Genomic DNA, 24,212 nt, shown 5'->3' with positions numbered 1-24,212 from the left:
CGACGGGCCTTATTGGACGACCAGCGCGGCTGCCTTCACGGCAGTCACGGCGGCATTATAGTTGTTGACGAGTTGCTGGACCGAGGCCGCCGACATGTCGAGCACCGGCTTCGGATAGACGCCGAACAGGATGGTCAGCGCCACCAGCGGCATCAACGTCAGGCATTCGCGAGGTGTCAGGTCCTTGATGCTGGCGAGCGACGGTTTTGTCAGCGCGCCGAACACCACCTTGCGGTAGAGCCACAGCGCGTAAGCCGCTGACAGAATCACGCCCAGCGTGGCGAAGGTCGCCGTCGGGATCGACACCTTGAAGGTGCCGAGCAGCGTCATGAATTCACCGACGAAGCCGGAGGTGCCGGGCAGACCGACATTGGCCATGGTGAAGACCATGAACACCATCGCATAGAGCGGCATCCGGTTGACCAGGCCGCCATAGGCCGCGATCTCGCGGGTATGCATGCGGTCGTAGACGATGCCGACGCAGAGGAACAGTGCGCCGGAGACGATGCCGTGCGACACCATCTGGAACACGCCGCCGGCGACGCCCTGCGTGCTACCAGCGAAGATGCCCATGGTGACGAAGCCCATATGGGCGACCGACGAATAGGCGATCAGCTTCTTGATGTCTTCCTGCATCAAGGCCACCAGCGAGGTGTAGACGATGGCGATGACCGACAGCGAGAAGATCAGCGGCGCGAAGTCATGCGACGCCAGCGGAAACATCGGCAGCGAGAAGCGCAGGAAGCCGTAGCCGCCCATCTTCAGGAGGATCGCGGCCAGGATCACCGAGCCCGCAGTCGGCGCCTCGACGTGGGCGTCCGGCAGCCAAGTGTGCACCGGCCACATCGGCATCTTCACCGCAAACGAGGCAAAGAACGCCAGCCATGCCCAGGTCTGCAGGGAGCGTGGCACGGCAGTGGTCATCAGCGTCGGGATGTCGGTGGTGCCGGCATTCCAGTACAGCGCCATGATCGCGAGCAGCATCAGCACCGAGCCGAGCAGCGTGTAGAGGAAGAACTTGAACGACGCATAGACCCGGCGCGGGCCGCCCCAGACGCCGATGATCAGGAACATCGGGATCAGGCCGCCTTCGAAGAACAGGTAGAACAGCACGAGATCAAGCGCCGAGAACGTGCCGACCATCAGCGTTTCCAGGAGCAGGAACGCCATCATGTATTCGCGCACGCGCACCGTGACGGACTTCCAGCTCGCGATGATGCAGAACGGCATCAAGGCGGTGGTCAGGATCACGAACGGCAGCGAGATGCCGTCGACACCCATGTGATAGGTGATGCCACTGGCAAGCCAGCTCGCCTTCTCGACGAACTGGAAGTCGGCGCTCGACGGGTCGAAACGCCAGACCAGGATCAGCGACACCGCGAAGGTGATCAGCGTGGTCCACAGCGCGATCCAGCGCGCATTGCGCCGCGCCGCCTCGTCGTCGCCGCGGGTGATATAGATCGCCAGCGCGCCGATGACCGGCAGGAAGGTAACGACGGAAAGTATCGGCCACGTCGTCATTACTGGGCCCCCAAGCCGAACATGAACCAGGTGATCAGCCCGGCGACACCGATCAGCATCGCGAAGGCATAGTGATAGAGATAACCGGTCTGGATCTTCACCACGTTGCGGGTGACGTCGAGCACGCGCGCCGAGACGCCGTCCGGCCCGAAGCCGTCGATGACGAAGCCGTCGCCCTTCTTCCAGAGCTGGTACCCGATCCACTTCGCCGGACGGACGAAGATGAGATCATAGAGCTCGTCGAAGTACCATTTGTTGAGCAGGAACTGGTAGAGCATCTGGTGCTCGCGGGCGAGCTGGACGGGGATGTAGGGCCGGCGGATGTAGAACAGCAATGACACCAGGAAGCCCACGGCCATCATCGCTGTCGGCAGGAAGGCGACCACCGGCGAGATGTGGTGCATCTCGTCGATGATGTGCGGGTGCATCTTCAGCGACTCGCGGAAGAACTCCTCCACGCCATGGCCCGCAAACACTTCCTTGAACGGGAAGCCCGCCAGGATCGAGCCGGCGGCGAGAATGCCGATCGGAACCAGCATCCACATCGGCGCTTCATGGGCCGCCTCATAGTGGTGATGGTCATGCGGCTCGCCGTGGAACGTCTTGAAGATCAGGCGCCACGAATAGAACGACGTCAGGCCGGCTGCGATCACGGTCATCACGAAGCCGTAATAGGCAAACGGATTGTGTGCGACATAGGCGGACTCGATGATCGCGTCCTTGGAGAAGTAGCCGGCGGTGAGCGGGAAGCCGGTCAGCGCCAACGTGCCGATCAGCATCACGCTGTAGGTATAGGGAATCTTGCGCCACAGGCCACCCATGTTGCGGATGTCCTGCTCGTGATGCATCGCGTAGATCACCGAGCCGGAGCCCAAGAAGAGCAGCGCCTTGAAGAAGGCATGCGTGAACAGGTGGAACATGCCGACCGAATAGGCCCCTGCTCCCATCGCTACGAACATGTAGCCGAGCTGCGAACAGGTCGAATAGGCGACGATGCGCTTGATGTCGTTCTGCACGAGGCCGACGGTGGCGGCAAAGAACGCGGTGGTAGCGCCGAAGAACATCACGACGGCCTGCGCGTTCGGAGCGAGTTCGAACAGCGGCGACAGCCGCGCCACCATGAACACGCCCGCGGTCACCATGGTCGCGGCGTGGATCAGCGCCGAGACCGGCGTCGGGCCTTCCATCGCGTCCGGCAACCAGGTGTGCAGCAGGAACTGGGCCGATTTGCCCATCGCGCCCATGAACAGCAGCAGGCAGATCAGCGTCAGTGCATCGGCGTGCCAGCCGAAGAAGTTGATGGTCTTGCCTGATAGCCCCTGGGCGCCGGCGAAGATCGTCTCGAAATCGGTGGTATTGAGCAGCATGAACACGGCGAAGATGCCGAGCGCAAAGCCGAAGTCGCCGACGCGGTTGACCACGAACGCCTTGATCGCCGCCGCGTTCGCCGACGGCTTCTGGTACCAGAAGCCGATCAACAGATAACTGGCGAGACCGACGCCCTCCCAGCCGAAGAACAGCTGGACCAGATTGTCCGCGGTCACCAGCATCAGCATCGCAAAGGTGAACAGCGAGAGATAGCCGAAGAAGCGCGGCCGGTACGGGTCCTCGTCCATGTAGCCGATGGAATAGAGGTGCACGAGCGAGGAGACGGTGTTGACCACCACCAGCATCACCGCGGTCAGCGTGTCGACGCGCAGCGCCCAGGACACCTGCAGGTCACCGGAATTGATCCAGGGGAACAGCGCAATCCGCGCGTCCTGGTGCATGAAGCCGACATTGACCAGCACCACCCAGGACAGCGCCGCAGAGACGAACAGCAGGCCTGTGGTGATCAGCTCGGCCGCGCGCGAGCCTTGCGCCGGCGGCTCGGAGACGTGACGGTCGTCGTGGCCGTGATCGTCATCGCCATGGTCATGGGCGGCGGCCGCATGCGCGTGATCGCCATGCCCATGATCGTGATGCTCGACCTCATCGCCACTCGGGTTGCGCGCATGCGCCCCGAACAACGCGATCAGGCCGGCCAGGATGGCGCCCAGCAGCGGCAGAAAGACGATTGCCTGAACCATGGTGGCGCCCTTAGCCCTTCATCAGATTGACGTCTTCAACCGCGATCGAACCGCGGTTGCGGAAATACACGACCAGCACTGCAAGGCCGATCGCGGCCTCGGCGGCGGCGACCGTCAGCACCAGCAGCGCGAACACCTGGCCGACAATGTCGCCGAGGAAAGTCGAGAACGCGACGAGGTTGATGTTGACGGCGAGCAGGATCAGCTCGATCGACATCAGGATGACGATGATGTTCTTGCGGTTCAAGAAGATGCCGAGGATCCCGGTTGTGAACAGGATGGCGGCGACCGCGAGATAGTGCCCCAGACCAATCGTCATTTCACCCACTCCGCCGCGTCCGAATCCTGCAGCCCCTGCCCCGACGCCACCTTGCGGATGGCCATCGCGATATCAGGCGTGCGCGCGTTCTGCACGTTGATGTCCTGCCGCTTGACCTTCGTCTTGTGGCGCAGCGTCAGCACGATGGCGCCGATCATGGCAACCAGGAGCACCATGCCCGCGATCTGGAAGTAATGGATGTACTTCGTATAGAGCACGAGGCCGAGCGCCTCGGTGTTGCTGACATTGGCCGGGATTGCCGCCGTGATCTGCTTGGCGGTAGCCGGATTCATCACCCAGCCGCCGGCGACCAGCAGCAGTTCGGCCAGGAAGATGCCGCCGATCACGAGGCCGATAGGCAGATATTCGATGAAGCCCTCGCGCAGCTCGATGAAGTCGACGTCGAGCATCATGATGACGAACAGGAACAGCACGGCGACCGCGCCGACATAGACCACGATCAGCATCATGCCGAGGAATTCGGCGCCCATCAGCACGAACAGGCCGGAGGCATTGACGAAGGCCAGGATCAGATACAGCACGGAGTGCACCGGATTGCGCGAGACAATCACCATCACCGCCGAGGCCACGCAGACACCGGCGAAGAGATAGAAGAACAGCGCGGGAAGGATCATGCCCTCACCTCACCGGTACGGCGCGTCAAGCTCGATTGCTTTCGCAATCTCGCGCTCCCAGCGGTCGCCATTGGCGAGCAGCTTGGCCTTGTCATAGTAGAGCTCCTCGCGGGTCTCGGTCGCGAATTCGAAATTCGGACCTTCGACGATGGCATCGACCGGGCAGGCTTCCTGGCACAGGCCGCAATAGATGCATTTCACCATGTCGATATCGTAACGCACGGTGCGGCGGGTGCCATCGTTGCGGCGCGGACCGGCCTCGATCGTGATCGCCTGCGCCGGGCAGATCGCCTCGCACAGCTTGCAGGCGATGCAGCGCTCCTCGCCGTTCGGATAGCGGCGCAACGCGTGCTCGCCGCGGAAGCGCGGCGAAATCGGGTTCTTCTCAAAGGGATAGTTGATGGTCGGCTTCGGCTTGAAGAAATAACGCATGGCGAGAAAGAACGCCGATACGAATTCGGATAGCAGAAGCGCGCGGGCGGTTGCGTTGACGTTGACACTCATGACGGCCTCACTTCGGCGCAATGCCGGCGAACTGCAGCACCCCGGCCACAATCACCACCATCGCCAGCGACAGCGGCAAAAACACCTTCCAGCCGAGCCGCATCAGTTGATCGTAGCGGTAGCGCGGCACGATCGCCTTCGCCATCGCGAACAGGAAGAACATGAAGAACAGTTTCAGCGCGAACCACACGACGCCCGGGATCCAGGTGAAGGGCGGCAGCGCGACCGGCGGCAGCCAGCCGCCGAGGAACAGGATCGTCGCCATCGCGCACATCGTGGTGATCGCGACATATTCGCCGAGCATGAACAGCAGATACGGCGTGGAGCCGTATTCGACCATGAAGCCGGCGACCAGTTCGGATTCCGCTTCCACCAGGTCGAACGGCGGACGGTTGGTCTCTGCCAGCGCCGAGACGTAGAACACCACGAACATCGGAAACAGCGGCCACACATACCAGTTCAGGATGGTGAGCTGCGGCAGCCCGATCAGGCTGGCGAAGCCGCGGGCATTCTGCGCCTCCACCACCGCCGAAAGGTTGAGCGAGCCGGCGCACAGCAAGACGGTGATGATGACGAAGCCGATCGAGACTTCGTAGGACACCATCTGCGCCGCCGAGCGCAGCGCGGCGAGGAACGGATACTTCGAGTTCGACGACCAGCCGGCCATGATGATGCCGTAGATCGACAGCGACGAGATCGCGAAGATGTAGAGGATGCCGACATTGATGTCTGATATCACCCAGCCGAGATCCATCGGGATCACGGCCCAGGCGGCCAGCGCCAGGATACAGGACACCAAGGGCGCCAGCAGGAACACGCCCTTGTTGGAGCCGGACGGAATGACCGGCTCCTTCAAGACGAACTTCAGAAGGTCTGCGAAGGACTGTAAGAGGCCCCACGGCCCGACCACGTTGGGGCCGCGGCGGATCTGCACCGCCGCCCAGATCTTGCGGTCGGCAAGCAGGATGTAGGCGATTGCGATCAGGAGCACGACGAGCAGCAACAGGCTCTGCGCGACCATGACGATCAGCGGCCAAAGAAAGCCGGTCCAGAACGAGCTTGCGAAGAATTCAGCCATCAGATCACGCTCACTCCGCTGCCGTCAGCATTCGTCCGGCCGCCAGCCGGGAACATTCCGCCATCACCGCTGATGCCCGTGCGATCGGGTTGGTCAGGTAAAAATCCTCGACGGGCGATTTCAGCGGGCTCTTGTCGACCTTGCCGTCCTTGCCCGCCACCGCCTTGACCTGCTCGGCCGTGCCCGGCTCGATCTGGTCGATCCGCATCAGATGCGGTACCGCCTTGAATAGCGCCTGGCGCAATGCCTGTAGCGAATCGTAAGGCAGCTTCTTGCCGAGCACGTCCGACAGCGCACGGGCGATCGCCCAGTCCTCACGCGCCTCGCCCGGCGGGAACGCCGCGCGGGCGGCGATCTGCACCCTGCCCTCGGTGTTGACGTAGAGGCCGGATTTTTCCGTATAGGCCCCGCCCGGCAGGATGACGTCGGCGCGGTGCGCGCCGCGGTCGCCATGCGTGCCGATATAGACCACGAACGTGCCCTCCGGCACCTTCACCTCGTCGGCGCCGAGCAGGAACAGCACGTCGAGCGTGCCGAAGGTCGTCATCTGCGCGAGGTTGAGCCCGCCCTTATCGGCGGCAAAGCCGATATCGAGCGCGCCCGCGCGCGAGGCGGTGTCCTGCAGCACGGCAAAGCCGTTCCAGCCGTCCTTTAGCGCGCCGACACCGGCCGCGATCTTGGCCGCCAGCGCCAGCACACCGGCGCCATCATGCCGCGACAACGATCCGGCGCCGACCAGCACGATCGGGTGCTTGGCGCCCTTCAGCACCTCGGTGAAGGAATGCTTGCCGCCCGCGAGATCGTTCAGCGTGTCGGTGCCCGCGCCGAGATAGTCGTAGTCGTAGGTCAGGTCTGCCTTGGGGCCGACCACGCCGACCCTGAGCTGCCCGGTGCGCCAGCGCTTGCGGATGCGCGCGTTGAGGACGGCCGCTTCCTTGCGCGGGTTGGAGCCGATGATCAAGAGCGCGTCGGCCTGCTCGATCCCCGCAATGGTCGGGTTGAAGATGTAGCTGGCGCGGCCGAGTTTTGGATCGAAGGCGTCGCCGCCCTGCACCGCCAGGTTGGTCGAGCCGTATCGGCTAAGGAGATCCTTGAACGCGAACATCTCCTCGACCGCGGCAAGATCGCCGGCGATCGCCCCGATCCGCTTGCCGTCGGTCATTCGGAGCTTGGCGGCGATGGCTGCGAAAGCCTCCTGCCACGATGCGGGGCGAAGCTTCTCGTTCTCGCGGACATAGGGCCGGTCAAGCCGCTGCGTGCGCAGGCCGTCGACGATGTGGCGCGTCTTGTCGGAAATCCACTCCTCGTTCACAGCCTCGTTGATGCGCGGCAAAATCCGCATCACCTCGCGGCCGCGGGTGTCGACGCGGATTGCCGAACCGACGCCATCCATCACGTCGATCGACTGCGTCTTGCCGAGCTCCCACGGGCGCGCGGCGAAGGCGTACGGCTTCGAGGTTAGCGCGCCGACCGGGCAGATATCGACGAGGTTGCCCTGCAGCTCGGAGGTCAGCGCCTGCTCCAGATAGGTCGTGATCTCCATGTCTTCGCCACGGCCGGTCGCGCCCATTTCCGGGGCGCCGGCGACTTCGGCGGAGAAGCGCACGCACCGCGTGCACTGGATGCAGCGGTTCATCGAGGTCTTGACCAGCGCGCCGAGATACTTGTCCTCGACCGCGCGCTTGTTCTCGGCGAAGCGCGAGGTGTCGACGCCGTAGCCCATCGCCTGGTCCTGCAGGTCGCACTCGCCGCCCTGGTCGCAGATCGGGCAATCCAGCGGGTGGTTGATCAAGAGGAATTCCATCACGCCTTCGCGTGCCTTCTTGACCATCGGCGAACGCGTGGAGATTTCCGGCGGCTCGCCCTTCGGACCAGGGCGGCAGTCGCGCACGCCCCAGGCGCAGCTTGCGACCGGCTTCGGGCCGCCCTTCACCTCGACGAGGCACATCCGGCAATTGCCGGCGATCGACAGCCGCTCGTGGTAGCAGAAGCGCGGGATTTCGGCGCCCGCGGCCTCGCACGCCTGCAGCAGCGTGTACTCCGCAGGTACATCGATCTCTTTGCCGTCGATGATGAGTTTGGTCATTGCTGTCTCAAGTCTTTCCCAGCTTGCAGTCTGGCGGTGTAACGCTGGCGGTCTTCAGCGAGGTCGTGATCCATCGCTGGGTATCGGCGCCATAGGTCGTGAGATAGGCGGGCTGCGCCGCGTTCTTCTCGCACAGGAACGGCAGATGCGGCTTCAGGTCATAGTCACAGGACGCCTGCCACTCGCTCTTTCCGGCGAACGCGCTGATCGCCTCCTCGCAGGCGTAGAGCAGATACGTCACGAAGCTCTCGTACTGCACCTGCTCGTCGCGGCCCGCCGCCTTGATCTTCTCGTAGTCCGGCTGCGCGAATTTCGGATTCTTGAACGCCAGGTCGGTGTAGCCCAAAAACGCCTGACGCGCACTGGCGGCGCGGTTGTTGGTGCGGATCTCGTTGATCTGGATCAAGATCGCAACAAAGCCGAGCAGCGCCACGGCCGCCTGCGCCATCTGCGCCAGCGTCCCGTATCTCTGCCACCAGAAGCTCGGTTGCGACATTGCGATCACTCCGCCGCGACCATGTTCACGGGATCGCGCACGCCGATATCGTCGATGTCAGCCTTGTGCGAATATTGGGCGATCCGCTCTTCGATCTCGTGCCGGAAATGCGCGATCAGGCCCTGGATCGGCCATGCGGCGGCGTCGCCGAGGGCGCAGATGGTGTGGCCCTCGACCTGTTTGGTCACCTCCAGCAACATGTCGATCTCGCGCTTGTGGGCGCGGCCTTCGGCCATGCGCGACAGCACGCGCCACATCCACCCGGTGCCTTCGCGGCACGGCGTGCACTGGCCGCAGCTCTCATGCTTGTAGAAATAGGAGATGCGCGCGATCGCCCGGATCAGGTCGGTCGACTTGTCCATCACGATGACAGCAGCGGTGCCGAGGCCGGAGCGCAGCTTGCTCAAAGAATCAAAATCCATCGGCGTGTCGATGATCTGCTCGGCCGGCACCATGCGCACCGACGAGCCGCCGGGGATCACGGCCTTCAGATTGTCCCAGCCGCCGCGGATGCCGCCGCAGTGCCGCTCGATCAGTTCGCGGAACGTCAGGCCCATCGCCTCTTCGACGTTGCAGGGGCGCTCGACATGGCCGGAGACGCAGAACAGCTTTGTGCCGACGTTGTTCGGCCGGCCGATCGCGGCGAACCACGCCGCGCCGCGGCGCAGGATATCGGGCGCCACAGCAATGGACTCGACGTTGTTGACGGTGGTCGGGCAGCCATAGAGGCCGACATTGGCCGGGAATGGTGGCTTCAGCCGCGGTTGGCCCTTCTTGCCTTCGAGACTTTCGAGCAGCGCGGTTTCCTCGCCGCAGATATAAGCGCCGGCGCCGTGCGCGACATAGATGTCGAACGGCCAGCCATTAACGTTGTCCTTGCCGACCAGTTTTGCGTCATAGGCCTGGTCGATCGCCGCCTGCAGGCGCTCGCGCTCGCGGATGAACTCGCCGCGGACATAGATGTAGCAGGCATGCGCGCCCATCGCGAAGCTGGCGAGCAGGCAGCCTTCCACGAGCAGATGCGGATCGTGCCGCATGATCTCGCGGTCCTTGCATGTGCCGGGCTCGGACTCGTCGGCGTTGACGACGAGATAGCTCGGCCGGCCGTCGGTCGATTCCTTCGGCATGAACGACCATTTCAGGCCGGTCGGAAAGCCAGCCCCGCCACGGCCGCGCAGGCCCGAGGCCTTCATCTCGTTGATGATCCAGTCGCGGCCCTTGTCGATGATCGCTTTCGTGCCGTCCCACGCGCCGCGGCGGCGCGCACCCTCCAGCCCCCAATCATGGAGGCCGTAGAGGTTCTTGAAGATGCGATCCTTGTCGTCGAGCATGACTTGAAGCTTCCTAGCGGATCAACGGTTGGATTGCGCGTAGGCAAGGCCCGCGGCGCATCCGCCGAAGGTCAGCGCCCACAACAGGCTGGATTCGAGCGTATTGTTCAGCCCGTAACGCTGCAGCAGAAAGATGAATGCCGCCGCCGCCGCGGCGTGCATGCCGATATAGCGCCAGTTCTTCATTGCGCTGATCCTCCCCGGCCCGGCCACGGGCAATGTGCCGTCACGCCTCATGTGGATTCCTTCAGCGTCGTCGGCCCGCCCGCAGGCGCCGAAAACTGACGGTCAACCTGCGGTCCGGGCTTCGGCGGATTGCCCGAGGCAAAGCCGTCCAGCACCTTGCCAAACGTTTCCTTGGTCAGGTCCTCGTAGGTGTCCTTCCATATCTGCACCATCGGCGCATTCACGCAGGCGCCCAGGCACTCGACCTCTTCCCAGCTGAAATTGCCATCTTTCGACAGATGGAAAGGCTCATGGTGAATGCGGCTCTGGCAGACGTCGATCAGGTCGCCGGCGCCGCGCAGGCGGCAGGGCGTGGTGCCGCAGACCTGCACATGGGCTTTCTTGCCGACCGGCTGGAGCTGGAACATGGTGTAGAAGGTCGCAACCTCCAGCACGCGGATATAGGGCATGTCGAGCATGTCGGCGACGACGCGAATCGCGGCTTCCGGCACCCACCCCTCATGCTGCTCCTGCGCGCGCCACAGGATCGCGATCACGGCGGAAGCCTGCCGGCCCGGCGGATATTTGGCGATCTGCGCCCTGGCCCAGGCGAGATTCTCGTCCGTGAACGCAAAGCTCGCGGGCTGCTGTTCCTTCGGGGCGAGGCGACGTACCGACATCGTTCAGTCTCTCATTGCACGCGGCGCGCGGCTTTCGCATTGAGCGCTTCGATCCGGGCGAGCCAGAAAGCGCTTGCGGTGCCGAACACGTTGTAGCCGACATGGGTTGAAACCTTGATCCGATCGAGGATCGACAGATCGGTCACGGTTTCCAGGCGATGGCTGCGCGGATCGTAGACGATCAGCGTCAGCGATTGGTCGAGGATATAGCGCGAGACGGTATGCCTGGGATCGTTGCCGTGCTCCTCGCACAGCAAGACGCTGTCGCCCTGCATCAGCCGGGCGCCACCCTTCATGGCCTCGATCTCGACGCCCTCGACGTCGAGCTTGATCAGGTATTTGCCGCCAGGCGTGATCTTGCCGTCGTCGAGCAGGTTATCCAGTGCGATCACCGGCACCTCCTCGCCGCCGGGCTGGTCGCCGGCGATGCTGAAGGCCTCGTGCTTGGTGCCCGAGAGCCGCGCGGTGCCGCGCGCGGCACCGATCGCGCATTTCATCGTCTCGAAGCGGTTGCCGTTGATGCGCGCATTATTGGCGAGCTTCGGAAAATTCTCTCCCGACGGCTCGATCGCGATCGCCTTGTGCGCGCCGAACGGCCTGCTCGACACCAAGACCGACCAGTAGCCGTAATTGGCGCCGCAATCGAGCAACGTATAGTCGACGTCGGCAGAATCCTCGAACAGCAGCTCGAGTTCGTTCTCGTAGTGGAAGGTGCGATTGAGCAGCTTGCTCCAATAGCCATCGCCATAGGGAAACTCGAACACGGCATCATCGTTGAGTTTGACCTGGATGCCGCGCTCCGGCAGCGTCGTGCGCAACAGATTGGCGCACATGTTGTAGCCGCGATGCGAGAAGTTCGACGCCACCTTCGACCCCAGCACCAGCGCGACGGCAGCCAAACGCTCCCACGCGTTCGCACCTTCGAGTGCGCCCGATGCCCGGTCAAACTGGATGGGCGCCTGCGCCATCACCGATCGACCTCTCCGAACACGATGTCGAGCGAGCCGAGAATGGCCGAGACGTCGGCGAGCAGATGGCCCTTGCAGATGTGGTGCATCGCCTGCAGATGGGCGAAGCCCGGCGCGCGGATCTTGCACTTATAGGGCTTGTTGCTGCCGTCGGAAACCAGATAGACGCCGAACTCGCCCTTCGGCGCCTCGACGGCGGCGTAGACCTCGCCGGCCGGCACGTGCACGCCTTCGGTATAGAGCTTGAAGTGATGGATCAGCGCTTCCATCGAGCGCTTCATCTCGCCGCGGCGCGGCGGCGCGATCTTGTTGTCCTCGACCACGACCGGGCCCTGCCCGTCAGGCGAGTTCAGCTTGGCAATGCACTGCTTCATGATGCGCACGGACTGGCGCATCTCTTCCATGCGGATCAAATAACGATCGTAGCAGTCGCCGTTCTTGCCGATTGGAATGTCAAAATCCATCTCGGCGTAGCACTCATAGGGCTGCGCCTTGCGCAGATCCCAGGCGGCGCCCGAACCGCGCACCATCACGCCTGAAAAACCCCACTCCCAGGCTTCCTTCAGCGACACCACGCCGATGTCGACGTTGCGCTGCTTGAAGATGCGATTGCCGGTCAGCAGTGTGTCGAGGTCCGTGACGACCTGCAGGAACGGCTCGCACCAGGCATCGATATCGTCGATCAGCTTCTGCGGCAGATCCTGGTGCACGCCGCCGACGCGGAAATAGGCCGCGTGCATGCGCGAGCCGGAGGCGCGCTCGTAAAATTGCATCAGCTTTTCGCGCTCCTCGAAACCCCACAGCGGCGGGGTGAGCGCGCCGACGTCCATCGCCTGCGTGGTGACGTTGAGCAGATGCGACAGGATGCGGCCGATCTCACAATAGAGCACGCGGATCAACTGCCCGCGGCGCGGCACCGTGATGCCGAGCAGCTTTTCCGCCGCCAGGCAGAACGCATGCTCCTGGTTCATCGGCGCGACGTAATCGAGCCGGTCGAAATAGGGAATTGCCTGCAGATAGGTCTTCGCTTCGATCAGCTTCTCGGTGCCGCGGTGAAGCAAACCAATATGCGGATCGACGCGTTCGACGACTTCGCCATCTAGCTCCAGCACGAGACGCAACACGCCGTGCGCGGCGGGATGCTGCGGCCCGAAGTTGATGGTGAAGTTTCGCAGATTCTGTTCATTCATAGCGGTCAGGCCTTCGGCTCAGCCTTCTCATCGCCGGGAAGCGGATAGTCCGCGCCTTCCCACGGCGAGAGGAAATCAAATTTGCGGAATTCCTGGTTGAGGCGGACGGGCTCGTAGAGCACTCGCTTCTCCTGATCGTCGTAGCGGACCTCGACGAAGCCGGTGAGCGGAAAATCCTTGCGCAGCGGATGGCCATCGAAGCCGTAATCGGTCAAGAGCCGGCGCATGTCGGGGTGGCCGGTGAAGATCACGCCGTAGAGATCGTAGGCCTCGCGCTCGAACCAGTCGGCGCCGGGAAACACGTCGATGATCGAGGGCACCTGCGTGGTCTCGTCGGCCTCGGCACGGACGCGGATGCGCTCGTTCAGGGTCGGCGACAGCAAATGATAGACGACGTCGAAGCGCTTCTCGCGGGCAGGATAGTCAACCGCGGTAACGTCGGTGATATTGACGAAACGCAGCGCCGGGTCGTCGCGCAGATGCTTCGTCACCTCGACGATCTTGGCCGCATCGACTGTAATGGTGAGCTGGTTGAATGCGACCGCATGGCTGGTTGCCGCACCGCCAAGCGCGCTAACAATCGTCTGCCCAAGGGCCTCGAGCTTGCCGTCGTCCATTACATTAAAACCTTAGCGTTCGATGGTCCCGATGCGGCGGATCTTCTTCTGCAGCAGCAGCACGCCATAGAGCAGCGCCTCCGCTGTCGGCGGGCATCCGGGCACGTAGATGTCGATCGGCACGATGCGGTCGCAGCCGCGCACGACCGAGTAGGAGTAGTGATAGTAACCGCCGCCATTGGCGCACGAGCCCATCGAGATCACGTAGCGCGGCTCGGGCATCTGGTCGTAGACCTTGCGCAGCGCCGGCGCCATCTTGTTGGTCAGGGTACCCGCGACGATCATGACGTCGGACTGCCGCGGCGAGGCGCGCGGCGCAAAGCCGAAGCGCTCGACGTCGTAGCGCGGCATCGACATCTGCATCATCTCGACCGCGCAGCAGGCAAGACCGAACGTCATCCACATCAGCGAGCCTGTGCGCGCCCAGGTGATCAGGTCGTCGGCAGCGGCGACGAAGAAGCCCTTGTCGGAGAGCTCGTGGTTGACCTCGAGGAAAAACGGGTCATTGGCCCCGACCGGCTTGCCGGTCGAGGGATCAAGAATGCCCTTCGGCGCCTGCGCGATATCAGGCGAAGAGCCTTTTATTGTTTGGCTCAATCCCATTCGAGCGCGCCTTTCTTCCACTCATAAGCAAAGCCGACCGTGAGGACGGCCAGAAACACCATCATCGACCAGAAGCCGGTGGCACCGAGCTTGCCGAACGCGACCGCCCACGGGAACAGAAACGCCACTTCGAGGTCGAAGATGATGAAGAGGATCGCGACCAGGTAGAAGCGGACGTCGAACTTCATACGGGCGTCGTCGAATGCGTTGAATCCGCATTCATAGGCGGAGAGCTTCTCCGGATCCGGCTGCTGGAACGCGACCAGGAACGGGGCGATCAGGAGCGCCAGACCGATCAGGCTCGCCACCCCGATAAACACGACAAGTGGAAGATAGTTCTGCAGGATGCCGGACATCGGCGTGCCTTTTCCCGCGGATTTCGACCGCAGATTCGTTGGATTGGAATTATTCTTGGCTTAGCGCAGCGCAACAGAGGGCGCAAGACGAGCCGCCCTGACGCCCCGACCTGCCCCCGATGCGTCGGCAGAACACCAAAAAGTGTTGCGTTCCTGCCTCTCCGGATCAACGCAGGGCCGGCGGAATGGTCCCAAATTTCAGTTCAAATGCCTCTCGTCAGCGAGCATCTGGGCGGCGGTATCGGTGAGCCGATCGATCTGGTCGAGCAGCACCGCCACCTCATCCTTGCCGAGCTGTTCCAGGAGCCGCCGGTTGCGCTCCTGCGCGCCCGCCACAACGGCGTCATGCGCGGCCAGCCCGGCCTTGGTGAGGCAGACCAGCGTCTCACGATTGTCCCGCGGGTTGACCTCCTTGGCGACCAGCTTGCGCGCGACCAGTTCCGCCAGCGCCCGGCTGATCTGCCCCTTGTCCATGCCAACCGCTTCGGCGAGCCGGATCACGCTCATCGGCGGCCGCCGCCCGAGCGAGGCGACCAAGCCGAACTCCACCGAGGACAGTCCCGTCAGCCGCTTGTAACGCAGGATCGCGCCGCGCTTCAGCACGTTCGCCAGCACCATCAGCCGCGAAGACATCATTGCGGTTATCGGCGCCAGCTCCGCGACATCGTCCGCAGGCGAAGCCGCCGTCTTTTTTTCCAGCTTCCGGCTCATTTGCAAACCTCTGCCAACAAAGCGGCCCGGTGCCAAGACCGATGCTTCCCGTGAGCCCCCGCGAATAAGAGCGCCAAATAGTGCCATTGGATATCCCAATCGAAATTCGTTGACATTGTCATCGATTGTGCTTTCACTGCCTAAAATGATCAACGACCGCGGCGCCAACGCCGTGGCGGGAGGAACGGATGACCATCACGCCGCGGGATCGCGATCTCGGGACCGGCTACGCCATGAAGCCGTCCAGCACCCGGACCGAGCTGACCTCAGTCGGCCGCGGCACGCCGATGGGCGAATTGCTGCGACGTTACTGGCACCCGGTCGGCCTCGTTTCCGACCCCACCGATATCCCCAGAAAAGTGCGCGTGCTTGGCGAAGACCTGGTGCTGTTTCGCGACGGAAGCGGCCGCGCCGGCCTGTTGCACGCGCGCTGCTGCCATCGCGGCACCACGCTCTATTACGGCAAGGTCGAAGCCGATGGTATCCGCTGTTGCTACCACGGCTGGAAATTCGGCGCCGAGGGCCATTGCCTCGAACAGCCCTGCGAGCCCGAGGGCGGCCTGTTCAAGGACAGGGTGCGCCAGCCCTGGTATCCACTCGAGGAGCGCTACGGCCTGATCTTCGCCTATCTCGGCCCAGCCGAGAAAAAGCCGGTGCTGCCGCGCTACGACTGCCTGGAAACCATGGACGACGGCGAGTTCGTCGAGGCCGATGACTCATCGATCGGCGGCGGCGGACCTGCGATCATTCCCTGCAACTGGCTGCAGCATTTCGAGAACGTGGTCGATCCCTATCACGTGCCGGTCCTGCACGGCTCGTTCTCAGGGCCGCAATTCACCACCATGATGGCCTCGATGCCGCAGGTGAAGTTCGAGATGTCGCCGCGCGGCGTCACCGTGCGCTCGATCCGGCACCAGGACGACGGCAAGGTCTTTTACCGCGTGACGGAAGCCGCCCTCCCCACGCTGCGCGTTGTGCCGAACCCGCGTGTTGCGCAATTTGCCCGCGTCGAGTCGATCGGCTGGACGCTACCGATGGACGACACCTCGTTCCGCATCTATGTCGCCGGCCGCGTCAAGAATTCAGGCGACATCGGCCGCATGCGCTCCAAATTCAACGGCAAGTTCTGGTGGGACATGACCGAGCGGGAGCATCAGCAATTCCCCGGGGATTACGAGGCGCAGGTCGGGCAAGGCCCGGTGACGGTCCATTCGGAAGAGCATTTTGGCCAGAGTGACCGCGGCATCCTGATGATCCGTAGAATGCTGAGCGACCAGCTCCAGGCGCTCGCCGCAGGCCGCGATCCGATCGGTGTCTCCTTCGATTCAAATGGGCCGCCGGTCGAATTCGAGGCGGGGAATTTCATCCGCGACGCCTGAAGGCAGCCGTTTCAAAGAAAAACAGACATCAGGGGCAAGCATGGTCGACGTCGCACCGCAGGTCACCCTGCAGAACCAAGCCACTGCCCGGCCGTCAATCCGGCGCTATTACGTGCTGTCGTTGCTCACCATCGTCTATGCGTTGAACTTCCTCGACCGCACCATCTTCAACGTCCTGATCGAGCCGATCAAAAAGGAGTTTGCGCTCAGCGACACCACGATGGGCCTGCTCGCCGGCTTCGGCTTCGTGCTGTTCTATTCGGTGCTCGGCATTCCGATCGCGCGCATCGCCGACCGCTTCAACCGCCGCAACATCGTCTCGATCGCGTTGGCGTTCTGGAGCGCGATGACGGTGTTCTGCGGCATGGCCTCGAGCGTCGCGACGCTGGCGCTGGCGCGGATCGGCGTCGGCATCGGGGAGTCCGGCGGCACGCCGGCCTCGCAGTCGATCATCGCCGACCTCTTCAGCAAGAACGAACGCCCGCGCGCGCTCGGCATCTACGCCATCGGCACCTATCTCGGCGTCTTCCTCGGCTATTTCATCGGCGGCTACGTCAACCAGTACTATGGCTGGCGGATGGCGTTCTATGTCGCCGGCCTGCCTGGCCTGGCGCTCGCCGCGATATTGTGGCTGACGGTCTCCGAGCCGAAGCGCGGCGCGATGGCCGAGACGTTCGCGCCGGAGCCGATCGGGCCGACGCTTTCCTTTCTCGCTTCGCAGCGAACCTTTATCATCCTGCTCGTCGGATTCTGCCTGACCACCTACACCAACTACGCGACGTCGGCCTGGATTCCGCCGTTCCTGGCGCGGGTGCATCATCTCTCCAGCGCCGAGATCGGCACCTATGCCGGCACGTTCAAGGGACTTTGCGGCATCGCCGGCACGCTGCTCGGCGGGGTCGTCGTCGCCCAGATCAGCCGCCGCGACGATCGCTGGAAGCTGTGGGCGCCCGCCGTCACCTCCGGCCTCGCCGGGCCGGTGTTTGCGCTGTGCATGCTGACGCCGGATTTCACCATCATGGTCGCGACGCTGGCGGCGACCTCGTTCCTGGTCGGCTTCCAGCTCGGCCCGATTTTTGCAATCGCCCAGACCGTCGCAAAACCCAGCATGCGGGCGCTGGCCTCCGCGATCATGCTGCTGACCGCCGCCGGCTTCGGCCAGGGCATCGGCCCGCTTGCGGTCGGCATGCTCAACGACGCCTTGAAGAACGACTTTGGTGCCCAAGCCGTGCGGTATTCGCTGCTGTCGGCCGCAGTAACCTCCACGGTCGGCGCACTGCTGTTCATCTGGGCGGCACGGTCGATCCGGAGCGATATCGAGCGGGCGAGCTGAAACGAACGACACGCCTTCCCGGCTTCAACCTTGTTTCTATTACTGTTTTGATGGCACTAGCCTCCCCGCTGCCCCGCATCCGCGCCGGCTACGTTATCCGTATGTGACTTACATCACGGACGACTTGGCAAGAAACCGGCCAAAAACAGGCCGAATGAAACCATTTTGCCGAAACCGCGAAACCTTCCTGAAACACACGCGGCGTATTTTCTCTCGCCAACACAGGACGTCAAAGGCGTCCGGGAGGCATATTATGAACCACTCCATTCATTCCGCGGATCGCGCCACCCATTTGAAGATCGTGGTCGTCGCCCTGGTGGCAGGCATTGCGGTTGCCGCCTTCGGCATTTCGGCCCGGACCGGTGCGAACTATGAGCAGACCGCCCAGGTCGTGAAGGCCGGCAAGCCGGTGGTCGTCACCAGCTCGAGCACCTCGACCGTTCGTTAATCGATATCCAAGCGATCGGAATAAAAACGGCCGCCTGACGGGCGGCCTTTTTGTTTGCAGCGGTCTTCGGGAGACCAGCATCAGGCCATTGAGAAATGGCGCGAGAGACGGGACTCGAACCCGCGGCCTCCGCCGTGACAGGGCGGCGCTCTAACCAACTGAGCTACTCCCGCGGATGCCGTAATCAGATCCTGATCCGCGCAGAACCGAGGGCATAAAGGCCCGCTTCCGCTTAGTCAAGGACGTTGCGCATATCCGCGCCGGAGGCAAATAACGGCCTGTTTTGGGGCAAAACTGCCCCGGCGGCAATTTATCGAATCGTTGAAGGCCTGCATCATCGGGGTTTCATGAAACCTCCGCGGATATTCCGGGTTTCCCGTCACCCGCGAGGCATTTCCGGCGCGTCAGGCGCGCTCAAAAGTCATTCCAGGCAACGAGGAGAAGCCAGACATGGCGAAGAAAGCAGCGGCTCCGGCCACCATCACCCTCAAGCATCTGGCCGCCGCGCTCGCCGAACCCCATGAATTGTCGAAGAAGGCCGCCGAGGCGTTTCTGACCGACATGGTCGACACCATCACGGGACATCTGAAGAAGGGCGACCGTATCAGGATCGTCGGGCTCGGCATCCTCCAGGTCCGCAAACGCGCCGCCCGCATGGGCCGCAACCCCGCCACCGGGGAACCGCTTCCGATCAAGGCCAGCAAGAAGGTCACCTTCCGCCCGGTCAAGGAACTCAAGGAAGCCATCTGAGGCTTTGGTAGCGGAATAGTTGTTTCGCCCGCGGCCCGGTGCGGCGCTTTCTGCTATAGAGCCTTCCTGTCGCTTACCTTTTCCGGATCGTCATGCCCCCTTCGCCCCTCGCCTTCACCCACGACGTCACCGAGCGTTTCCTGCGCTATGTCGTGATCGACACCCAGTCCGACCCGAATTCGCCGACCTGCCCTTCCACCGAAAAGCAGAAGAATCTCGGCCGCCTGCTGGCGTCGGAACTGCAGGCGCTGGGGCTCACCGACGCCCATCTCGACGAGCACGGCTATGTCTACGCAACTATCCCGGCCACTTCAGACAAGAAGGTGCCGGTGATCTGCTTCTGCTCGCACATGGACACCTCGCCGGACTGCACCGGCGCCGGCGTCAGGCCGCAGATCGTGAAGAATTATCGGGGCGGCGACATCGTGCTGCCGGCCGATCCGACCCTGGTGATCCGCGCCGCCGATCACCCCGCGCTCAAAGGCCAGATCGGGCATGACATCATCACGACCGACGGCACGACGCTGCTCGGCGCCGACAACAAGGCCGGCCTCGCCGAGATCATGGATGCCGCGCGGTTCCTGGTTCAGAACCCGCAACTGAAGCACGGCACGATCAAGATCCTGTTCACGCCCGACGAAGAGATCGGCCGCGGCGTCGACAAGGTCGACCTGAAAAAGCTCGGCGCCGACTTCGCCTATACGATGGACGGCGAGAGCGCCGGCCATATCGAGGACGAGACGTTTTCGGCCGACGGCGCCACCATCACCATTGAGGGCGTCTCGACCCATCCCGGCTTCGCCAAGGGCAAGATGGAGCACGCGATCAAGATTGCGGCGGCCATCATCGACCGCCTGCCGAAGGACACCTGCTCACCGGAAACGACGGAGGGCAAGGAAGGCTTTCTGCATCCGATCGGCATTTCGGGAGCGTTGGAGAAGGCCACCATCGGCTTCATCGTGCGCGACTTCACCGACGAAGGCCTGCAGCAAAAGGAAGCCCTTCTGGAAGGTATCGTCAAAGCTGTGATGGAGGACTACCCGCACTCCAGCTACCGGATGGAAGTCAAGCCGCAATACCGCAACATGAAGCAGGTGATCGACCGCCACCCCGAAACCGTCGACTACGCGATCGAGGCGATCAGGCGCGCAGGCCTGACACCGGTCAGAAGCTCGATCCGCGGCGGCACCGACGGCTCGCGGCTGTCGTTCATGGGCCTGCCCTGCCCCAATATCTTCGCCGGCGAACACGCCTTCCATTCGCGCCTGGAATGGGTCAGCCGCCAGGACATGGAAAAGGCCGCCGAGACGATCGTGCATCTCGCCATGATCTGGGAAGAGCGGGCGTAGCGGCCCGCCGGTCCAACGCCTGCCGCCGGCTTGCCTTACGGCAGCGATCCGCGCAGGCCTTTGATACCCCCGATATCCACGGTGGCTCGACCCACACTCTCAGGTGGGGTGTCCCTGCGGACCTCGCTCTGCCCGGACATCGTGAGTATCCGTACGAAGATCACGCCGAACACAAGGACCGCGATCATGATCAGCCCGGCCCGGGCTGGCGTCAGATATGGATTGGGTCCGCGCATCACACCTGCAACTCATGCGCATCCGCCAGCCTGCCGTAATAGCTATCGTTGAGTCGTCAGGCGATTTGGTGGCGTGGCGATGGCGATCCGGCGTTCATTCTGGAGGGCCGCAGACGCAATCGTGTGGCGCGAGCGTGAGCTACGACGCCCCCGCCGTCACGATCCAGACCGACGCCGGCAGCAGTACGGCATCGCCCTTCACAAACGGCGTCAGCGCCTCGCGGATCGACGCGGCGACGGCGGCGCGAAGATGCTCCGGCTGCCCCTCCAGCGCCCGGCTGACCGGACCGATCTCGAACGCCCCTTGCACCGCGCCATCGAGGCCGCGGCCGATGGCGGCATCCAGCAGCAGCGGACAGGCCTCAAGCCCGATGCCGGTAAAGCCGGCCTCACTGAGGATGCGGCGCACCCGCGCCTCCGAGGCGAAGGCGAACGGCCCGGGATCTTCCGGTCCCTGCTGCGGCAGCTTCGGCACGTGCTTGTAGGCGGCCGAAAGCGGCGCCATGAAGAACGGATTTTCGCGCGGCTCGCGCCAGCACGCGAACGCCAGCCGTCCCGTCGGCCGCAGCGCCTTGCGCATGTTGGCAAACGACAGCACGGGATCGGCAAAGAACATCACGCCGAACCGCGAGGCGAGCACGTCAAAACTCGCCGGCTCGAACGGATACACGGTAGCATCGGCCAGCACGAAATCGATCGGCAGGTCCTTCGGCGCCGCCTGCCGCGCCCGCTCCAGCATCGGGCCGGAGACATCGACCCCGAGCACATGGCCCGTTGGCGCGACCTTCCGCGCGAACGCAATCGCCGTGGCGCCGCTGCCGCAGCCGACGTCGATCACGCGCTCGCCCACCTTGAAGCCGGCCCGCTCGATGACGAGGTCGGCAACCGGCTTGAGCAGCACGTCCTGCGCCGCCTGGCGATCGGCCCAACGCTGCCCGGCGGGGCCATTCCAGTAAGCGACCTGATCGGCGTTCTGATCGTGGCTTGCCGGTTTATCCATTTCGCACTCCCTTTGATTTTCGAACGTTCATCGCGCCCATTGACGCCGCATCATTGCCGTATCCTAGCCGTGATGCCGCTTCGCTCGTTCATGTATCCCAAGATTTGGGGTCATAAATATACCTTCGTGCATTTACTTCGGAACGATATCCCGTCTCTCGCGTGATCTATTGCCGCAAGGCAATCGACCGGCACTAGCACCTGGAGGGACCAAGATGAATGGAATGCGCAAATATGTGTTTGGCGCCGCGGCAGCCGCTCTTTTTGTATTTCCGATTTCGGCCTTTTCTCAGTCCATCGAGATTGGACCGGGTGGCGTCCGCGTAGACCGAGGAGGCGGGCGATGCGAGCAACTAAGGCTCGCCTGCGAAAACAAGGACGCGCTTGGAGAGCGTGGCGAAGGAAATTGCCGCAGATATCGGGAGGCCTGCGGACGACCGGTTCGCAGGGATGTGTGCGCCGAACTGAGATCTGCTTGCCTCAACAAGGATCAGCTTGGCGAACGAGGCGAAGGAAATTGCCGTCGGTATCGCGAGACGTGCAGAGGCCGACTGTAGAGGTTAGGAGTTGCGGGGTGGTGCGACATCGCTCGGCACCGCCCCGCGCTACGACCCGGCTGGCTCTTGCCGAGCCGAAGCGCCGTAACGCGGAATTAATCTCATCAGCTTATTATTCCGGACAGTTCTCGTTGAGTGTCGCGTAAAGGAGCCGTCGCAACGGACGATCCAGCGACGGCTCCTTTTTTTGTTTCGCTCATTGGGGGTTAGGGCACGTGACCACGACATCGGAAAAGCAGGACAACATCGAACAATCCAACTCCACCGCGTCGACCAAGCAGACGGGCCGAAAGTCGGTCCTGGCGCTCGCCATCTTCGCTCTCGGAATAAACACCAGCGCGGCCATCTATACCTTGTCGCCGTCCGAGTTTTCGTTGCCGGACATCAGCCATTTGGCCGAACTGCTTCCGCTTCCCAAAGCTTCCGATCCGACGCCGGATCCGGCTGTGGCCACATTGAAGGATATTCAGTCGACCCAGCAGCAGCACGTTGCCGCGCTGCAAGAAAGTAATCTCCTGCTGCAACAAAACACCGCTCTCCTGCAGCAGGACTCCATTGCGCTTGCCTCGCTGCGCCAGAGCGTCGGCGACGAGCAGGCGGGTGTGAAGAAGATATCCTCCCAGATCACGGATCAACATGAAGACGTGAAGAAGATCTCCGCGCAGATTTCCAAGCTGATGGCGAAGGTCGAGACGCTGCAGAATGCGATCACCCCGGAAGTGACCTCCTCCATTCGAACCGAGCACGGGCGTAACCGGCTATCCCGCACGATGCGGAAAAAGATGGTTCGACAGCCTCAACCTTTCGGACCTATTTCGCTCGGCGGAGCCCCGTTAAGCCCCCCGGCGACGACGCACAGTCCGCAAGGCTGAAATGAGGATCGAGAGAGGACAATGCGCGGGGCTTCGGCCCCGCGTTTTGATTCCGCTGCCGGGTGTCCGGAGCCAGATCGCGCGAAGTAACAGCCGCGGCCTTTTCCTGTCCTGAAGGACTCGGCATCACGGCCGCGAAGGCTGGCATGCCGGGCCGAAGCCCCCGCGGGGGCGAAGGCTGGTAGGCGGCGAGAGATTCGAACTCCCGACCCTCTCGGTGTAAACGAGATGCTCTAACCAGCTGAGCTAGCCGCCCGTGAGCCGCCCCTATCTACAGCGCGGGAAGGTGTGAACGCAAGCGAGGCTGGCGCTGCCAAATGGCCCGAAACCGGCAGATTTGCCGCGAAACCGCTGGGCCACGACGGCAGCGCACGAAAACCCTGTTCAGTCTGTCGGCCGCCCCGGCAACGTGCCGATCTCATTGATCCAGGGTGCGGCGGAGCGGCACCAGATCTGCCGCGCTGGCTTGAGCTCGCCGCGCTGGCGGATGCTGCCCCAGCGGATGCCCCAATCGTCCGCCCCGGCCTCGCCGCTGGAGAACAGCGGCGAGCCGCAGGCCTCGCAAAAATGCTGGAAGCGCGTGCGGCCGTTGTCGCCCTTCTTCGCGTAGACCTTTGCCGGCGCGCCGGTCATCCGGATCTGCTCGGCGGAACAGAGCACGGTGACGCGGTACGGCGAGCCTGTGAGGTTCTGGCAGTCGGTGCAGTGGCAGATCGACACCTTCGCCGGATCGATCTCGGCCCGATAGGTCACGCGCCCGCAATGGCATTGCCCGTCGATTTCCATTCGCCTCAACTCCGCCTGATCAAATCCGATCCGTAAAGATTGCTCGACAACCGCTCGCCGTGTCCCGGACGCGGTGCAGCGCCTCTTGGCGGTGCGCCGCAGAGCCGGGACCCAGAGGTGGCTAACTGGGTCCCGGCTATGCGTCGCGGCACCATAGCGCGTCGAAGATGCGCG

Annotated in this window: 25 protein-coding genes and 2 tRNA genes; 6 read left to right on the top strand and 21 right to left on the bottom strand. The window is 63.2% G+C overall.

What is annotated here, in order from left to right; translation table 11 throughout:
* Window positions 1–9: 9 nt before the first annotated feature.
* From RX331_RS17635 to RX331_RS17555, 17 genes are all read right to left on the bottom strand, one after another.
* Complete coding sequence (locus RX331_RS17635; protein WP_317257719.1) at window positions 10–1,521, bottom strand: NADH-quinone oxidoreductase subunit M; 1,512 nt, start codon at window positions 1,519–1,521, stop codon at window positions 10–12.
* On the bottom strand, window positions 1,521–3,590 hold the full coding sequence (gene nuoL / locus RX331_RS17630; protein WP_317257718.1) for an NADH-quinone oxidoreductase subunit L: 2,070 nt from the start codon (window positions 3,588–3,590) through the stop codon (window positions 1,521–1,523). Before nuoL ends, RX331_RS17635 begins: the two co-directional genes overlap by 1 nt.
* Window positions 3,591–3,600: 10 nt before the next feature.
* On the bottom strand, window positions 3,601–3,909 hold the full coding sequence (nuoK, locus tag RX331_RS17625) for an NADH-quinone oxidoreductase subunit NuoK (protein WP_057856672.1): 309 nt from the start codon (window positions 3,907–3,909) through the stop codon (window positions 3,601–3,603).
* Window positions 3,906–4,544, bottom strand: coding sequence for an NADH-quinone oxidoreductase subunit J (locus RX331_RS17620; RefSeq protein ID WP_317257717.1), 639 nt, complete (start codon window positions 4,542–4,544; stop codon window positions 3,906–3,908). Before RX331_RS17620 ends, nuoK begins: the two co-directional genes overlap by 4 nt.
* Before the next feature lie 9 nt (window positions 4,545–4,553).
* Window positions 4,554–5,048, bottom strand: coding sequence for an NADH-quinone oxidoreductase subunit NuoI (gene nuoI / locus RX331_RS17615; protein WP_028345787.1), 495 nt, complete (start codon window positions 5,046–5,048; stop codon window positions 4,554–4,556).
* A gap of 7 nt (window positions 5,049–5,055) precedes the next feature.
* Window positions 5,056–6,126, bottom strand: a complete 1,071-nt coding sequence (gene nuoH, locus RX331_RS17610) for an NADH-quinone oxidoreductase subunit NuoH (RefSeq protein ID WP_317257716.1) — start codon at window positions 6,124–6,126, stop codon at window positions 5,056–5,058.
* Between the two features lie 10 nt (window positions 6,127–6,136).
* Window positions 6,137–8,212 carry an NADH-quinone oxidoreductase subunit NuoG gene (gene nuoG, locus RX331_RS17605; protein WP_317257715.1) on the bottom strand — a complete coding sequence of 692 codons (2,076 nt, stop codon included), beginning with the start codon at window positions 8,210–8,212 and terminating at the stop codon, window positions 6,137–6,139.
* A gap of 7 nt (window positions 8,213–8,219) precedes the next feature.
* Window positions 8,220–8,708: a hypothetical protein gene (locus RX331_RS17600; RefSeq protein WP_317257714.1), complete on the bottom strand. Its 489-nt coding sequence runs from the start codon at window positions 8,706–8,708 to the stop codon at window positions 8,220–8,222.
* 5 nt (window positions 8,709–8,713) lie between these two features.
* The gene (gene nuoF, locus RX331_RS17595; RefSeq protein ID WP_317257713.1) at window positions 8,714–10,039 is read right to left on the bottom strand and encodes an NADH-quinone oxidoreductase subunit NuoF; all 1,326 of its coding nucleotides are present in this window, start codon (window positions 10,037–10,039) and stop codon (window positions 8,714–8,716) included.
* A 21-nt stretch (window positions 10,040–10,060) separates the two neighbouring features.
* Entirely contained in the window at window positions 10,061–10,276 is a 216-nt protein-coding gene (locus RX331_RS17590) for a hypothetical protein (protein WP_317257712.1), read from the bottom strand.
* Window positions 10,273–10,884 (bottom strand): NADH-quinone oxidoreductase subunit NuoE, encoded by a 612-nt coding sequence (gene nuoE / locus RX331_RS17585; RefSeq protein ID WP_317257711.1) that lies wholly within the window; start codon window positions 10,882–10,884, stop codon window positions 10,273–10,275. The genes RX331_RS17590 and nuoE overlap by 4 nt, the downstream gene beginning before the upstream one ends.
* 11 nt (window positions 10,885–10,895) lie before the next feature.
* A complete protein-coding gene (locus RX331_RS17580) occupies window positions 10,896–11,852 on the bottom strand; it encodes an FkbM family methyltransferase (RefSeq protein ID WP_317257710.1) in 957 nt (318 codons plus the stop codon).
* On the bottom strand, window positions 11,852–13,042 hold the full coding sequence (locus RX331_RS17575; protein ID WP_317257709.1) for an NADH-quinone oxidoreductase subunit D: 1,191 nt from the start codon (window positions 13,040–13,042) through the stop codon (window positions 11,852–11,854). Before RX331_RS17575 ends, RX331_RS17580 begins: the two co-directional genes overlap by 1 nt.
* Before the next feature lie 5 nt (window positions 13,043–13,047).
* Entirely contained in the window at window positions 13,048–13,659 is a 612-nt protein-coding gene (locus RX331_RS17570; protein WP_317257708.1) for an NADH-quinone oxidoreductase subunit C, read from the bottom strand.
* 12 nt (window positions 13,660–13,671) lie between these two features.
* Entirely contained in the window at window positions 13,672–14,262 is a 591-nt protein-coding gene (locus RX331_RS17565) for an NADH-quinone oxidoreductase subunit B family protein (protein WP_317257707.1), read from the bottom strand.
* On the bottom strand, window positions 14,253–14,618 hold the full coding sequence (locus RX331_RS17560; protein ID WP_057849463.1) for an NADH-quinone oxidoreductase subunit A: 366 nt from the start codon (window positions 14,616–14,618) through the stop codon (window positions 14,253–14,255). The genes RX331_RS17565 and RX331_RS17560 overlap by 10 nt, the downstream gene beginning before the upstream one ends.
* Before the next feature lie 198 nt (window positions 14,619–14,816).
* Complete coding sequence (locus RX331_RS17555; protein ID WP_317257706.1) at window positions 14,817–15,329, bottom strand: MarR family winged helix-turn-helix transcriptional regulator; 513 nt, start codon at window positions 15,327–15,329, stop codon at window positions 14,817–14,819.
* Window positions 15,330–15,517: 188 nt separating this feature from the next.
* Between RX331_RS17555 and RX331_RS17550 the strand changes: the two genes are divergently transcribed.
* The 3 genes from RX331_RS17550 to RX331_RS17540 all read left to right on the top strand — a co-directional run bounded on the left by RX331_RS17550 (window position 15,518) and on the right by RX331_RS17540 (window position 18,489).
* The gene (locus tag RX331_RS17550; protein WP_317257705.1) at window positions 15,518–16,708 is read left to right on the top strand and encodes an aromatic ring-hydroxylating dioxygenase subunit alpha; all 1,191 of its coding nucleotides are present in this window, start codon (window positions 15,518–15,520) and stop codon (window positions 16,706–16,708) included.
* 40 nt (window positions 16,709–16,748) lie between these two features.
* Window positions 16,749–18,041: an MFS transporter gene (locus RX331_RS17545; protein WP_317257704.1), complete on the top strand. Its 1,293-nt coding sequence runs from the start codon at window positions 16,749–16,751 to the stop codon at window positions 18,039–18,041.
* A 253-nt stretch (window positions 18,042–18,294) separates the two neighbouring features.
* Window positions 18,295–18,489, top strand: a complete 195-nt coding sequence (locus tag RX331_RS17540; protein WP_317257703.1) for a hypothetical protein — start codon at window positions 18,295–18,297, stop codon at window positions 18,487–18,489.
* A gap of 96 nt (window positions 18,490–18,585) precedes the next feature.
* Here the strand turns inward: RX331_RS17540 and RX331_RS17535 are convergent.
* A tRNA-Asp gene (locus RX331_RS17535) sits at window positions 18,586–18,662 on the bottom strand.
* A gap of 277 nt (window positions 18,663–18,939) precedes the next feature.
* Between RX331_RS17535 and RX331_RS17530 the strand changes: the two genes are divergently transcribed.
* Together RX331_RS17530 and pepT are read left to right on the top strand one after the other, a co-directional pair.
* A complete protein-coding gene (locus tag RX331_RS17530; protein ID WP_317257702.1) occupies window positions 18,940–19,239 on the top strand; it encodes an HU family DNA-binding protein in 300 nt (99 codons plus the stop codon).
* A gap of 92 nt (window positions 19,240–19,331) precedes the next feature.
* The gene (gene pepT / locus RX331_RS17525; protein WP_317257701.1) at window positions 19,332–20,588 is read left to right on the top strand and encodes a peptidase T; all 1,257 of its coding nucleotides are present in this window, start codon (window positions 19,332–19,334) and stop codon (window positions 20,586–20,588) included.
* A gap of 375 nt (window positions 20,589–20,963) precedes the next feature.
* Here pepT and RX331_RS17520 read toward each other — a convergent pair whose 3' ends face one another.
* A complete protein-coding gene (locus RX331_RS17520; RefSeq protein WP_317257700.1) occupies window positions 20,964–21,824 on the bottom strand; it encodes a class I SAM-dependent methyltransferase in 861 nt (286 codons plus the stop codon).
* 771 nt (window positions 21,825–22,595) lie between these two features.
* Here RX331_RS17520 and RX331_RS17515 point away from each other — a divergent pair.
* The gene (locus RX331_RS17515) at window positions 22,596–23,252 is read left to right on the top strand and encodes a hypothetical protein (protein WP_317257699.1); all 657 of its coding nucleotides are present in this window, start codon (window positions 22,596–22,598) and stop codon (window positions 23,250–23,252) included.
* 179 nt (window positions 23,253–23,431) lie between these two features.
* On the opposite strand, the gene RX331_RS17510 is transcribed toward RX331_RS17515, so the two are convergent.
* Together RX331_RS17510 and RX331_RS17505 are read right to left on the bottom strand one after the other, a co-directional pair.
* A tRNA-Val gene (locus tag RX331_RS17510) sits at window positions 23,432–23,508 on the bottom strand.
* Window positions 23,509–23,636: 128 nt separating this feature from the next.
* Window positions 23,637–24,038, bottom strand: coding sequence for a GFA family protein (locus tag RX331_RS17505; protein ID WP_317257698.1), 402 nt, complete (start codon window positions 24,036–24,038; stop codon window positions 23,637–23,639).
* Between the last annotated feature and the right edge of the window lie 174 nt (window positions 24,039–24,212).

This window comes from Bradyrhizobium sp. BWA-3-5, from assembly GCF_032917985.1.
Taxonomy (GTDB): Bacteria; Pseudomonadota; Alphaproteobacteria; order Rhizobiales; family Xanthobacteraceae; genus Bradyrhizobium.
The sequence above is the reverse complement of the archived record's forward strand: the minus strand, read 5'-3'. Positions and strand labels throughout refer to the sequence as shown.